Raw genomic sequence first — 13335 nt, forward strand, 5'->3', positions numbered from 1 at the left:
ATGCGTCTTTCCCGTTACTACGTCCCGACCCTGAAGGAAGACCCGGCCGACGCCGAGGTGGTGTCCCACAAGCTGCTCATGCGCGCCGGGATGGTCCGCAAGCTGACCAGCGGCATCTACAACTACCTGCCGCTGGGCCTGCGCTCCATCAACAAGGTAGCGAACATCGTGCGCGAGGAGATGGATCGTGCCGGAGCCATGGAAGTGCTCCTGCCCACGGTCCAGCCCGCCGACCTCTGGCAGGAGACGGGCCGCTGGGAATACTACGGCAAGGAGCTGCTCCGGTTCAAGGACCGCCACGACCGCGACTACTGCCTCGGCCCCACCCACGAGGAGGTCATCACCGACCTGGTCCGACACGAGATCAAGTCCTACAAGCAGCTGCCGGTCAATCTCTATCAGGTCCAGACCAAGTTCCGCGACGAGATCCGCCCCCGCTTCGGGCTCATGCGCGGCCGCGAGTTCATCATGAAGGACGCCTACTCCTTTGACAAGGACGAAGCCGGAGCCGAGGCCTCCTACTGGAATATGTTCGAAGCCTACAAAGCGGCATTCTTACGCATCGGCCTGAATTTCAAACCCGTCCAGGCGGACTCCGGCGCCATCGGCGGCGACTTCTCCCATGAATTCATGGTTCTGGCCGAGACCGGCGAGGACACCATCGCCTCCTGCAAGGCATGCGAGTTCGGCGCCAACCTGGAAAAGGCCAAGGTGGCTCCGCCCACTGAGACCGGCGGCCTCGAGGCCCCCTGCCCGCCCATGGAAGAGGTCTCGACCCCGGGCACCCACACCGTGGAGGAGGTCTGCGGCTTCCTCGGCATCTCCGCCGACAAGCTGGTCAAGACCCTGCTCTTCGTGGTCGACGGCAATCCGGTGGCCGCCCTGGTGCGCGGCGACCGCGAACTCAACGACGTCAAGCTGCGCAACCTGGTGGGCGGCAACGAGATTGAGATGGCCGACGAGGAAACGGTCAAGAAGCTGACCGGAGCGCCCGTTGGTTTTGCCGGCCCTGCCGGCCTGGCCGAAGACGTGCCCGTCTACGCGGACCACGAGTTGCTCTCCGCCACTGACTGGGTGGCAGGCGCCAACAAGGGCGACACCCATGTCCAACACCTTTCCCTGGGCCGCGACTGCAAGGTCGAGGCATTCGCCGACCTGCGCGTCATCGAACCCACCGATCCCTGCCCGGAATGCGGCGGCGAAATCGAATTCAAGAAGGGCATCGAGGTCGGCCACGTCTTCAAGCTCGGCCTCAAGTACTCCGAAAAGATGGAAGCCACCTTCCTGGACGAGAACGGCAAGTCCCAATACATGATCATGGGCTGCTACGGCATCGGCGTCTCCCGCATCGTGGCCTCCGCCATCGAACAGAACCATGACGAGAACGGCTGCTGCTTCCCGCCCTCCATCGCTCCCTTCGAGGTCTGCCTGATCTCCTTGGGCGGCAAGGACCAGGATGTGGCCGACAAGGCCGAGGAACTCTACGCGACCCTGGAGGGGCTCGGCGTGGAGGTGGCCTACGATGACCGCAAGGAGCGCCCCGGCGTCAAGTTCGCCGAGGCCGATCTCATCGGCTATCCCATGCAGCTCGTACTCGGCGGCAAGGGCCTCAAAAACGGCATCATCGAGGCCAAGAACCGCAAGACCGGTGAAAAGACCGAGCTGCCCCTGGAAGGCTTTGCCGAGGCCTTCGCTCAGTGGCGCAAGGACATCTGGAACGGCTGGGGACTGGACGCCTAGCCTTCACGGAAAAGATTCCTCAGCAAACAGATCAACGCAATCAAAAGCGCACCATGCCAGGCATGGTGCGCTTTTCGTTTGTCGCAGTAATCGCGGCAGTCATATCATTCTGGCTTCAGCTATCGGAGGGCTCGATACTCCCATCCCAAAAACATCAACCTCATCTCTATCGACGGATCGCTGCAGCATGGCCGATACGACGCCAACACAACGTCGCAATATGTCGCATTGCGACGTCGCAATTGTTGCATTTGTCGCGCGACAGTGTCGCATGCGACGTTTGAAACACATTTGCGTGAAATGCGGGGTTTCTCTAGAGTTTGTATAACCATTAGTCTTTACAGAATATAATGCGACTAATGCATGCCTTGGCACACCGATTGCTTTAATGAGTTCAACAGCGCATCACTCGAGCCTGCAACAAACCAATGTGGAGGGAAATATGTTTGAGAGAAACGTGACCAAGGTGGTTCAGGACTGCATTCTCGACAGCGGCATCCAGGCCAAGGTTGTAGCGGAAAAGATCAACAAGCCGTACTCGACTCTCATGCGGGAAATCAATCCCTTTGACGCCAGCGCCAAGCTCGGTGCCGAGACCCTGCTCGAAATCATGAAGGTCACCTCGGACATCCGCCCCCTGCAGTTCATGGCTTCCGAGATGGGTTGCTCTCTCGAATCCGGAACTGCATAGTTTTCGCTGAACCGTCCAGCCTTCGACAGCACAAGCACATTTCGGGCCGGAGTCTTCTCCGGCCCTTTTTTTGTCCCGCTTCCGGGTAAAAGTTCAATGCGGCCTTGCGAAAGCGGCAACGCGCCTTTATACTGGGAAAAACCCGGAAAACGCGATGACCGAAACCAAAAGCAAGAAGACATCCTCACCCAGCGCTCTGAGCAGAAGGGCCGCGTTGACGCAGACCGTGGCCATAGCAGGGGTTGTCCTCCTGTTTTCCATTGCCGCCATTCTCTACAACACCTACCGCCTCTACAACCAGGTTGACAGCAAGATAGCGAGCGTGGCCGCCCTGGCGGAAACCAGCCTGGCCACGGCGGTCTGGCAGGTGGACCACGCCTCGGCCAGGGATTTCATCAACGCCGTCCTCCTGGACCCGGACGTGGTCTTTGCCCAGGTGGTCACGGGCCGCGAGACCATGGCTTCACGCGCCAAGCCGGGCTACGCGGGCATGGACTTCGCCGCCTTCGGGAAAAACGGACAGTTCCGCACCATCGCCGTGGAGATCAGAAAGAACGGCAACCGGATCGGCACGTTCAACCTGGCGACCTCGCTTCAGTCAATCCGCCGGGACGTGGTCATCAGTTGCCTCGTAACCCTGGTCCTGGCCTTCGTGCTCATCGTCGTCATCTCCCAGACCACGCTCTATTTCTCCCGAGCCAAGCTGTTCAACCCGCTCAAAAGGCTCGAGGAGTCGGCAACATCCATTGCCGACGGCGATCTTGATGCTCCCATCGACACCCATCTGCCCGGAGAACTCGGCACCCTGGCCCACGCCATTGACGATATGCGCGACTCGGTACGCCACCTGATCAGTGACCTGCAGGAATCCAAACTGCGTCTCGAGGATCACCGCAATGCCCTGGAAAAGACCGTCAAGGAACGCACCGAAGAGCTTGAGCAGAAAAACGAATCCCTGAACAAGGCCCTGGACGACGTACGCAACGCCAAGCGGGCGGCCGAGGTGGCCAACCTGGCCAAGTCCAGCTTTCTGGCCAGCATGAGCCATGAGATCCGCACTCCCATGAACGCCATCCTGGGCATGGCCGACATTCTCTGGGAAACCAAACTGACCGAAGACCAGTCTCGTTATGTGCAGGTGTTCCGGTCAGCAGGAGAAAACCTGCTGGAAATTCTCGATGACATCCTTGATCTCTCCAAAATCGAGGCGGGACGCCTCAGCCTGGAGGAAATCGAATTCAACCTCTACGAGGTAATCAGCAAAACCTGCGCGCTGATCGAGCCCAAGGCACGGAGCAAGGAGCTGAGCTTTTCCTGCGACATTGCCCCCACAGCCCCGGAATTCCTGAGCGGAGACCCGGTCCGGCTGAAGCAGATCATCATCAACCTGCTCGGCAATGCCGTGAAGTTCACCGAAGAAGGCACAGTGAGCCTGAGCGTGGACCCCCTGCAGACTGAAAACGAGGACCTGCTCCTCCAATTCACCGTCAAGGACACCGGTCCGGGAATCCCCCCGGACAAGCTCGACGCCATCTTCGACTCATTCACCCAGGCGGACAGCTCCACCACCCGGCGATTCGGCGGAACCGGCCTGGGACTGGCCATCAGCAAACGGCTGGTGAGCATGATGGGCGGCCGAATCTGGGTCGAGAGTTCCCACGGATCGGGTTCGGCCTTCCTGTTCACCGCCCGCTTCAACCTCTCCGAACCGATCGACATCATGCCGGGAGAGCCCCTCCCCACCATCGAGGACGGCGACCTGCCCGCTCTGAACCTGCTCGTATGCGAGGACTCCAAGTACAACGCCTTCGTCATCCAGACCTATCTCAAGAACACCCCCTGCACCCTGACCATCGCAGAAAACGGCCAGGTCGGCGTGGACGCCTTCAAGAGAGAGGCCTTCGACTGCGTGCTCATGGATATCCAGATGCCGGTCATGGACGGGTATGAAGCTACCCGCACCATCCGGGAGTGGGAGGCGGAAAACGGGCGGGCGCGCACCCCGCTCATCGCCATGACGGCCTACGCCCATTCCGAGGCCGCCCAGGCGTGCCTTGAGGCGGGGGCCGACAGTCACCTGGCAAAGCCGGTCAAGAAGAGCGCCCTCTTCGACGCACTGCAAGCTGTCAGTCTCCCCAAGGGAGGAGACGCCGAGAGCGAGGAAGCTGAGGCGGCCCGAATCAGCGTGAAAGCGGCCTACGCCGCATTGGAGCGCGACGACTTCGCCTCTGTCCGGGTGCTGGGCAGCGACATCGAAAACCGAGGGAAGGCGCTGTCCCTGGAACTGCTGACCGAAAGCGGCGCAGCCCTGCAACAGGCAGCCGGAGACGTTCCTGATCGTGCGGCTGTCAGACGAATCCTGGACGACCTCGCCCAAGTCGTTGATATACCGGGGCCGTTGGGGTAGCTTCCGTAAGGGTTGAACAGCAGTCGGGGAGAGGTCATGCATGATATTCGTCTAATCTGGTGCCACGGTTCACTGAGTGAACCATGGGGCGCCAAGTCCAGATACCTGGCTGGCGTGGCCGAAACCGCCGGGCTGGAGATGGACGCCCTGGATTTTCGGGATCTCGACGACCCGGACGATCGAGTGGAGCGCATGGTGTCCCACCTGGAGGGCTCGGACGTGCCCGCCATCCTCGTAGGTTCCAGCATGGGGGGCTACGTGGCCGCCGCCGCTTGCAGCCGCCTGAAGATCGCCGGAATCTTTCTCCTCGCGCCCGCCTTCTACCTGCCGGGATACGCCACCCATGTCTTCAACGGCCTGCCCAAGGCCGTCACCGTGGTCCACGGCTGGCGGGACGATGTGGTTCCCGTGGAAAATGCCATCCGTTTCGCAAGCCTCCACCGGGCCGAGTTGCACGTCCTCGACGACGGCCACCGGCTGGCCGCCAGCACCGAGGCCCTCGGCGTATATTTCTTCAATTTCCTCGATGCCATCAAGGGCGGAGACCAGGCATGATCCCGGCCCGCCGCGTCATTGCTCTCCTGGCGGCCCTGGTTGTGCTGCTGGCCTGCGCACCGAGCCTGGCAGAGGAGTCCTTTCCCCTGCGCCCCTACTATCCCGAGGTCCGCTACATGAGCACCGAGCAACTCCTCAGGGACTACACCCGGACCGTGGTTGTCGATATCCGCTCCAGCTTCGAGTACGATGTGGCGCGCATCAACAAGGCCAAGCTGCTTCCCCTGACCACTCCGGACTTCGGAGAAAAGCTGGAAAAGCTCAGGCCCAAGGACGATCCCACGCCCATGGTCTTCTATTGCAACGGGCACAGCTGCGCCAAGAGCTACCAGGCAGCCCAGGTCGCCCTCTCCCTTGGATTTTCCCACGTCTTCGCCTATGACGGGGGCATCTTCGACTGGATCGGAGCCGCACCCGACAAGGCCACGCTCATGAATGAGACCCCGGCCCGCAAGGACCGGATCATCTCCCCGGCCCAGTACGAGACGCGACTTCTCGGCTTCGACGAATTCTCCCGCCAGGCCATGGAAAAGGATACCGTCACCATAGACATCCGCGACCCGTTCCAGCGCTCCATGCGACCGCGCATACCTGGCGTTCGCAACATTCCCCTGGACCCCCTGCTCGACCTGGTTGTCTCGCGCATCTGGACGGAAAAACGGCTCCTGTTCTTTGACGCCGTGGGCAAGCAGGTCCGCTGGCTCCAATACTTCCTGGAGTCCTACGGCTACTTCGACTACGCCTTCCTGCGCGGCGGCATGCGCGCCATAGAGCACGATCGGGGCAAGGCCGAACCGGTCATCGAGGCCAACCGCTCCATAGTCTCCAACCAGGAGATGCTGCTCACCCTTACCGCCGACGGCAGGCTGGACAACAGCGACCGCAAGGTCATGAGCTTCCTGCTGGCCAACGTCAAATTCGACAACTACATCGTGGTGGGCCTGGGTGACGCGGTGAAGACCCTGTCCATGGGCCGGGACCTGCTCATGAGCACCATGCGCAAGCTCGACCAACTGCAATACGCCACCCACTCGGTCATGCAGGACTCACTCATCGTCAAGGTGGACCCCCGCCTGGCCTGGAAGGGCAAGCCCGGCACCAAGGCGTGGAAGGACAAACTGGCCGAATTCCGGGCCTCGGTGAGGGATTAGACTCATGCGCCGCGCCGTATACAACCTGCTCCTGCCCCTGGCCGTCCTCGTGCTGCTTTCGCCCGTGGCTTTTGCCGCAGAGAAGGCTTCCCTGGTCCTGCAATGGACGCCGCAGGCCCAGTTCGCCGGATTTTTCATGGCCCAGGAAAAGGGCTTTTACGCCGAGGAAGGCATCGACCTGACCCTCATCTCGGGCGGTCCGGACGTCCTGGCCAGCGAATACCTGGAGACGGGCAAGGCCGAATTCGCCACCATGTTTCTCTCCTCGGCCCTGCAGCGGCGAGCCACCCTGCCCGTGGTCAACGTGGGGCAGTTCGGCCAGCACTCGGCCCTGATGCTCGTGGCCATCAAGGGCAGGGGCATCGAGCGCATCGAAGACCTCGGCTGGAAAAAGATCGGCCTCTGGGCCAATGAATTCCAGATCCAGGCCCGCGCGCTGTTCAAGCGCAAGGGGCTCAAGGTCACGGTGGTGCCCCAGTCCGACTCCCTGGACCTGTTCATGCGTGGCGGAGTGCAGGCGGCCTCGGCCATGTGGTACAACGAATACCACACCCTGCTCTCCTACGGCCTGGACGAGTCCGAACTGATCCCCTTCTTCTTCCGCGATTACGGCCTCGACTTCCCTGAAGACGGCATCTACTGCCTGGATACGACCGCAGAGAAGAAACCGGAACTGGCTCGCGCCCTGGTCAGGGCTACGGCCAGGGGATGGCGCTACACCTTCGATCACCCCGACGAGGCGCTGGATACCGTGCTCAGCCGGATGCGGGAGGCGCGGATTCCCGCCTGCCGCGCCCACCAGAAATGGATGCTCGCCCGGATGCGGGACATCATGGTCGAAGGCGACGTGCCGTCCATGGGCATCTTGCGCCGCAAGGACTTCGAGCGCGTCCGGGACGTACTCCTGGAAACGGGATTCATCAGCAACAAGACTGACTTCAACGATTTTTACCGAGGTGAGCGATGATCCAGCGACGCGGCCTCGCCTTCAAGCTCGCACTCTCCATCCTCGGCTGCGCCCTGCTCGTGGTGGCGGCCATCCTTGCCTATACCTACCAGTATTCCCGGGATATCATCCTGCGACAATCCAGGGAGCACTCGAGGAGCCTGGCCATCGAGACCGCCAGCCGCATAGACTCGGTGCTCGCGGGCGTGCAGAAGGTGGCCTCCAACATCGCCTTCTCCCTGGAAGACGCCAGCCTGACCGAAGAGGAGATCCTGGACCTCAACCGACGAGTGCTTGCCAACAACCCTGAAATCTACGGTATGGCCATCGCCTTCGAGCCCTATTTCCTGACGCCCGACAAGCTCTACTTCGCGCCCTACCATTATCGGTCCGGCAACCGAATCGCCTACACCAATCTCGGGTCGCCGCAGTACCGCTATTTCTACATGGACTGGTACCAGCTTCCCAAGGAACTGGGCCGCGCGGTCTGGACCGAACCGTACAGCGACGAAGGCGGCGGCAACGTGACCATGGCCACCTACTCCGTGCCGTTCTATCGAACCGAGCACGGGCAGCAGGTATTCGCCGGCGTGGTCACCGCGGACATCTCCCTGGATTGGCTCCAGGAGATGGTCCATGAAATCAAACTGTTCGACACAGGCTACGCCTTCCTTATCTCCCGCTACGGCACGTTTGTCACCCACCCGGAAAAACACCTGGTCATGAACCAGACCATCTTTTCGCTGGCCGAGGAGACCGGCTCGACCCAACTCCGCCAGGTGGGCCGGGACATGGTCGAAGGCAAGCGCGGGTTCGTCCAGCTGAAGGAGGACCGGGGCGAGGCCAAGCGTTATCTCTATTACACCGGGCTGAAGAACGGAGGCTGGTCCCTGGGCGTGGTCTTTCCCAAGAGTGAGATGATGGCCGACGTCTACTCCCTGTCCAAGGCAACCGGTCTCATCGGCCTCGGCGGCTTCGCGGTCCTGGCCCTGGTCGTGATCGTGGTGGCCCGCCGCATCACCTGGCCCCTGACCGAACTCTCCGGCTCCGCCCTGGAGATCGCCTCGGGCAACCTGGACCTCAAGCTCCCGGATATCGGGAGCAACGACGAAGTAGGCGAGCTGGCCGAGTCCTTCTGGATCATGAAGACCTCCCTCAAGCGGCACATCGCAAACCTGACCGCCACCACCGCGGCCAAGGAGCGCATCGAATCCGAACTGCGCATCGCCCGTGACATCCAGATGGGCATCCTGCCCAAGCTCTTTCCCGCATTCCCGGATCGCGACGAATTCGAGGTCTTCGCCTCCATCGAACCGGCCAAGGAGGTGGGCGGCGACCTCTACGACTTCTTCTTCGTGGACGAAACCCACTTCTGTTTCCTGGTCGGCGACGTCTCGGGCAAGGGCGTGCCCGCCGCCTTTTTCATGGCCGTGACCAAGACCCTGCTCAAGGTCGTGTCCGAGCGGGGGCTTGATCCGGGCGAGGTGCTGACCAAGGTCAACTCGGACCTGGCCGCCGACAACGAGTCGTGCATGTTCGTGACCCTGTTCCTGGCCGTCATCGACATCGAGACCGGCGAGACCCGCTACGCCAACGCCGGGCACAACCCGCCAATCTTCCTGAAAAAGGGCGAAAAGCCGGAGTGGGTCCCCCCCTTGGGCGAACCCGTGGCGGGCATCATGGAAGGCTTCGAGTATTCCACCAAGACCATGGTCATGGACCCGGGCGACATCCTCTTCATCTACACTGACGGCGTGACCGAGGCCATGAACCCGGCCAAGCAAATCTACTCCGACGACCGGCTCATGGACCTGCTCACCTCCATGCGCGACCCGGCTGCCACCGCCATGATCAGGGACATAGACACCTCCATCAAGGACTTCACCCAGGGCGCGGAACAGTCGGACGATATCACCATGCTCGCCATGCGCTTCCAGGGGCCGGACAAGAGCTGACCTCGGCTGTTGCAGTGCAAAAAAGCTAACAATCCATATTTCAACCGCTTATCCGGCATTCCCCCGCTCTTTTAGGGCGCTCTTCTCGAAAAACACCGCCCTTTTTTCGGTTTTCGTTGACGCAAAGTCGAAAATGGGGCTAATTTGCATACTAGCCAGCAATTCCAACATGTGGGGGGTAAACATGTTCGAGAAAAGCGTGACAAAGAAGATGCAGGACATTGTCCTGGGTGGCAGGGTTCCGGCCAAACAGGTGTGCCGGGAAATCAAGAAACCGTATTCAACATTGCTGCGGGAGCTCAATCCGTTCGACAACCACGCCAAGCTCGGCGCGGAGACCATGTTCGAGATCGTCAAGGCGACGCACAACGTCTCCATCCTCGAATTCATGGCAAGGGAGCTGGGTTATACACTCATGCCCATGGAGCGGGACAATCCCGTCGGCAGGCCCAAAGGCCGCAAGACCACGGAGCGCGTGCGTCGCCAGGCAGCGACAATGTAGCCGTTCTCTTACCGGCCCTTCATCGCCCCCCGTGCGCGACGCACCGGGGGGCTTGATTGCGTGATAATCCGGTGAAGAGGGCACCTTGCATTTTGACTTTTCAGGATAATTGGTTTTAATTAATGGTTGCGCGTCAACGCACTCAAGCCACACCATTTCCCAAGGAGGAACTCGTGTCTCAGGATACATTCAACAAAGCGCTCGCCGTGGGCCGCCCGCCGAACGTGGTCCGGAATTTCCCCAACTCCCAGGCGCTCATCGTCAGCGGCAAGGTCATCGACCGCGCCATGCTCGCCAAAGGGCAGGCCATGACCATCGCCGCCAACGGCCGCAACATCTTCGTCATCGAGGGCGCGCTCAAGGCCGCCCAGCGCGCCAACGCAGCCATCATCATCGAGATCGCCCGCAGCGAGTCCACCTACTGCCCGACCACCCTGTGGAACATCGCGCGCCGCGTGGACTATCTCTGCAACATGCACAACATCACCGTGCCCGTTGCCGTCCATGCCGACCATTACTTCATGAAGAAGTGGGATGACGTGCCCGTGGCCAAGGCCGAGATTTCGTCCGTCTTCGACGCGGGCGTCACCTCCATCGCCATCGACGCCTCGCACATGACCGACGATCTCAACCTGCTCGCCAACATCGAAGTCTCCTCGTCCATCCCCTCCTGGGCCGGATACGAGACCGAAATCGGCGAGATCAAGGGTGAATTCGGTCTCTCCACTCCGGTGGAAGCCAAATATCTCTGCCAAGGGCTCAACGCCCATGGCCTGTGCCCGGACTGGATCGCCCTGAACAACGGCACCACCCACGGCATCGAGGCCTCCGGCGAAGGCATCCAGGTGGACGTCACCGCTGAAATTCACGAAGCCCTGAAGGCCTACGGCACCTCCGGCGCACAGCACGGCACCTCGGGCAACGACTCCGCCCGCCTGCGCGAAATCGCCGCCAAGACCAAGACCACCAAGGCCAACGTGGCCACCGCTCTCCAGATGATCGGCTGGGGCGTCAAGGTCAACGACTTCGGTAACGCCATCATGACCGATGACGGCCGCTTCGACAAAGTGCCCGGCGAAGGACTCCAGGACGCCCTCTGGGAAGAAATGGTCGCCTACGCCGATGCCAACGACATCCACGGCGGCAACTACAAGAAGCTCAACCTGCCCTTCGAGCGCCGCTGGCAGGGCCAGGATGCCACCTCCCGCGACCGCATGGCCAAGGCCGTCGAGGATTTCGTCCACCACCTGCTGGTGGATGTGTTCAACGCCGATGGCACCGCCGACATCGCCTGCGACCTCATCCTTGAGGCCGGTTCCTACGACCTTGGCGCCAAAGCCGAGCAGTTCGAGGACCCTGCCGAGTGGACCGAGGAGAAGATCAAGGCCAGAGCCGCCGCCATCGATACCGACAAGGGCCCTGAAGGGGACTTTGACGACTAGGGTGTAGCGATATGCCAATGCAAACCGGCCCGACCGCTTGTGCGGTTGGGCCGGTTTTTTTGTGGTTGGCCGGGGGGGTAAGAAGCTGTTATTTTTGCAATAAGGTGGGTTGTTGCCGCACTCCGCAAAGAGCCGGTGTTGGAGCGTTCCGCTCCTCCCCCTCCAGGAATCGCGCTTGCAGCGCGAACAGAGCCGTGTTTGGGGGCTGTGCCCCCAAAAGCCCTCCATGCCCTCCCGGCGGGGTCCATTTCTTTTGCTGCGCCAAAAGAAATAGACGAAAGAAAAGGAGCTTGGAGCGTCACCCCCGCCCCGATCTCGCTGGCGAGAATCTCATCCAACCCGGTCGGCTCCGGACTACGTTGAGTGAAACGCTCTGCCAGCCTTATCAGTCGGAGGCCGTCAGGCTCCTTCGTACAGCGGCTGAAGAGCCGCCGACCAGTTTGGTGAGCTTCTAGGCCCGCGAGCAAGGGGCTGACTGCGGAGCTTCGGATGGAAAGGCGAAGAGCCCAATGGCTTCTTTCTAATTCGTAGAGAGGTGCTAGCTCGACTTGACGGACGGCTGCAGCTACAAAAAAGCGCGTCTTTTGCCTTCTTTTGAACGCGCTAGACTAGCGGTAACCGTTGGCGAGTCTTCGAGCCTTACGGATAGCGACAGCAGAGCAAAGACGGTCGCCCCGAAAGGGGCGAAATCCTTCCTACATCAATCGCCGCCTGAAAGGTGGCTTCCTCATCTCTTCCTCTTTCTTCCAAAAGAGACAGGAGACAAGCAAAACTAGACGTTGAACAGGAAGTGGGCGACGTCCCCGTCATGCATGACGTAATCCTTGCCCTCGACGCGCAGGACGCCTTCGGCCCGGCACTTGGCCTCGGACCCGTACTGGACGTAATGGTCGTAGCTGATGACCTCGGCACGAATGAAGCCGCGCTCGAAATCGGTGTGGATGACGCCCGCGGCCTGGGGGGCCTTGTCGCCCTGATGAATGGTCCAGGCACGGACCTCTTTGACGCCGGCGGTGAAGTAGCTGATCAGCCCGAGGGAGTGGAAGCCGGTGCGAATAATCTGGTGCAGGCCGGACTCCTCGATGCCGAAGGATTCCAGAAACTCCTGCTGCTCCTCTTCCTCCAGGCCCACGAGTTCCTCTTCCATCTTGGCGGAAATCTTGACGAACTCGGCACCGCGTTCAGCGGCCAGCTTGCGCACGGACTGGACGTAGTCGTTGTCTTCCATCAGACCGTCTTCGTCCACGTTGGCGCAGTAGATAACGTTCTTGGCGGTGATCAATCGCAGCTCGGCGAGCAACTCGGCCAGCCCCTTGCGTTCTTCGGTGAAGGTGGCGGCGGGCTGTCCCTGGTCGAGATGGGCGAGGAGCGCCTTGGCCGCCTCGATCTTGGGGGCCAGGGTCTTGTCGCCCTTGACCATCTTTTCCATGCGCTCAAGCCGATTCTCCAGAACCTGGACGTCGGCGAGGATCAGCTCGGTTTCGATAACCTCGATGTCGCGCAGGGGATCAACGGAGTTGGCCACGTGAATGACGTCGTCGTTGTCGAAGCAGCGGACCACGTGCAGGATGGCCTGGGTCTCGCGGATGTTGCCGAGGAACTTGTTGCCCAGTCCCTCGCCCTTGGAGGCGCCTGCCACCAGGCCCGCGATGTCCACGAAATCCACGGTGGAGTACTGCACGCGCTGGGGCTTGACCAACTCGGCCAACACCTCGATGCGCGGGTCCGGCACGGGCACCACGGCCTTGTTGGGTTCGATGGTGCAGAAGGCGTAGTTGGCGCTCTCCGCGTTCTGGGCCTTGGTCAGGGCGTTGAAAAGCGTGGACTTGCCCACATTGGGCAGGCCGACGATACCGATGCTGAGTGACATGGATGCTCCTGGAAAAGAGATTGCCGGACAAAACCGGCGCGGTGCTGGAAGTACCGTCCTTTATCGGTGAATGCAA

General features: G+C 61.1%; 10 protein-coding genes. 9 read left to right on the top strand and 1 reads right to left on the bottom strand.

Annotation, left to right across the window (positions count from 1 at the left end; genetic code table 11):
* The 9 genes from GM415_RS01045 (at position 1) to GM415_RS01085 (ending at position 11389) form a co-directional block, all read left to right on the top strand.
* Positions 1-1740, top strand: a complete 1740-nt coding sequence (locus GM415_RS01045; protein ID WP_158945911.1) for a proline--tRNA ligase — start codon at positions 1-3, stop codon at positions 1738-1740.
* A 442-nt stretch (positions 1741-2182) separates the two neighbouring features.
* Complete coding sequence (locus GM415_RS01050; protein ID WP_158945913.1) at positions 2183-2431, top strand: phage regulatory CII family protein; 249 nt, start codon at positions 2183-2185, stop codon at positions 2429-2431.
* 154 nt (positions 2432-2585) lie between these two features.
* A complete protein-coding gene (locus tag GM415_RS01055; protein WP_158945915.1) occupies positions 2586-4838 on the top strand; it encodes an ATP-binding protein in 2253 nt (750 codons plus the stop codon).
* A 36-nt stretch (positions 4839-4874) separates the two neighbouring features.
* Positions 4875-5393, top strand: coding sequence for an alpha/beta fold hydrolase (locus GM415_RS01060; RefSeq protein ID WP_158945917.1), 519 nt, complete (start codon positions 4875-4877; stop codon positions 5391-5393).
* Entirely contained in the window at positions 5390-6544 is a 1155-nt protein-coding gene (locus GM415_RS01065; protein WP_158945919.1) for a rhodanese-like domain-containing protein, read from the top strand. The genes GM415_RS01060 and GM415_RS01065 overlap by 4 nt, the downstream gene beginning before the upstream one ends.
* Before the next feature lie 4 nt (positions 6545-6548).
* Positions 6549-7511 carry an ABC transporter substrate-binding protein gene (locus tag GM415_RS01070; RefSeq protein WP_158945921.1) on the top strand — a complete coding sequence of 321 codons (963 nt, stop codon included), beginning with the start codon at positions 6549-6551 and terminating at the stop codon, positions 7509-7511.
* The gene (locus tag GM415_RS01075) at positions 7508-9445 is read left to right on the top strand and encodes a SpoIIE family protein phosphatase (RefSeq protein ID WP_242012308.1); all 1938 of its coding nucleotides are present in this window, start codon (positions 7508-7510) and stop codon (positions 9443-9445) included. Before GM415_RS01070 ends, GM415_RS01075 begins: the two co-directional genes overlap by 4 nt.
* 184 nt (positions 9446-9629) lie before the next feature.
* On the top strand, positions 9630-9947 hold the full coding sequence (locus GM415_RS01080) for a phage regulatory CII family protein (RefSeq protein WP_158945923.1): 318 nt from the start codon (positions 9630-9632) through the stop codon (positions 9945-9947).
* Between the two features lie 173 nt (positions 9948-10120).
* Positions 10121-11389 carry a class II fructose-bisphosphate aldolase gene (locus GM415_RS01085; RefSeq protein ID WP_199244318.1) on the top strand — a complete coding sequence of 423 codons (1269 nt, stop codon included), beginning with the start codon at positions 10121-10123 and terminating at the stop codon, positions 11387-11389.
* 772 nt (positions 11390-12161) lie between these two features.
* Here GM415_RS01085 and ychF read toward each other — a convergent pair.
* The gene (gene ychF / locus GM415_RS01090) at positions 12162-13259 is read right to left on the bottom strand and encodes a redox-regulated ATPase YchF (RefSeq protein ID WP_158945927.1); all 1098 of its coding nucleotides are present in this window, start codon (positions 13257-13259) and stop codon (positions 12162-12164) included.
* Between the last annotated feature and the right edge of the window lie 76 nt (positions 13260-13335).

The organism is Pseudodesulfovibrio cashew (genome assembly GCF_009762795.1).
Lineage (GTDB): Bacteria > Desulfobacterota > Desulfovibrionia > Desulfovibrionales > Desulfovibrionaceae > Pseudodesulfovibrio > Pseudodesulfovibrio cashew.

Bases quoted from the DNA above. Each gene is read 5' to 3' on its own strand.
- GM415_RS01045 (WP_158945911.1), top strand. From the start codon at position 1: ATGCGTCTTTCCCGTTACTACGTCCCGACCCTGAAGGAAGACCCGGCC.
- GM415_RS01050 (WP_158945913.1), top strand. From the start codon at position 2,183: ATGTTTGAGAGAAACGTGACCAAGGTGGTTCAGGACTGCATTCTCGAC.
- GM415_RS01055 (WP_158945915.1), top strand. From the start codon at position 2,586: ATGACCGAAACCAAAAGCAAGAAGACATCCTCACCCAGCGCTCTGAGC.
- GM415_RS01060 (WP_158945917.1), top strand. From the start codon at position 4,875: ATGCATGATATTCGTCTAATCTGGTGCCACGGTTCACTGAGTGAACCA.
- GM415_RS01065 (WP_158945919.1), top strand. From the start codon at position 5,390: ATGATCCCGGCCCGCCGCGTCATTGCTCTCCTGGCGGCCCTGGTTGTG.
- GM415_RS01070 (WP_158945921.1), top strand. From the start codon at position 6,549: ATGCGCCGCGCCGTATACAACCTGCTCCTGCCCCTGGCCGTCCTCGTG.
- GM415_RS01075 (WP_242012308.1), top strand. From the start codon at position 7,508: ATGATCCAGCGACGCGGCCTCGCCTTCAAGCTCGCACTCTCCATCCTC.
- GM415_RS01080 (WP_158945923.1), top strand. From the start codon at position 9,630: ATGTTCGAGAAAAGCGTGACAAAGAAGATGCAGGACATTGTCCTGGGT.
- ychF (WP_158945927.1), bottom strand. From the start codon at position 13,259: ATGTCACTCAGCATCGGTATCGTCGGCCTGCCCAATGTGGGCAAGTCC.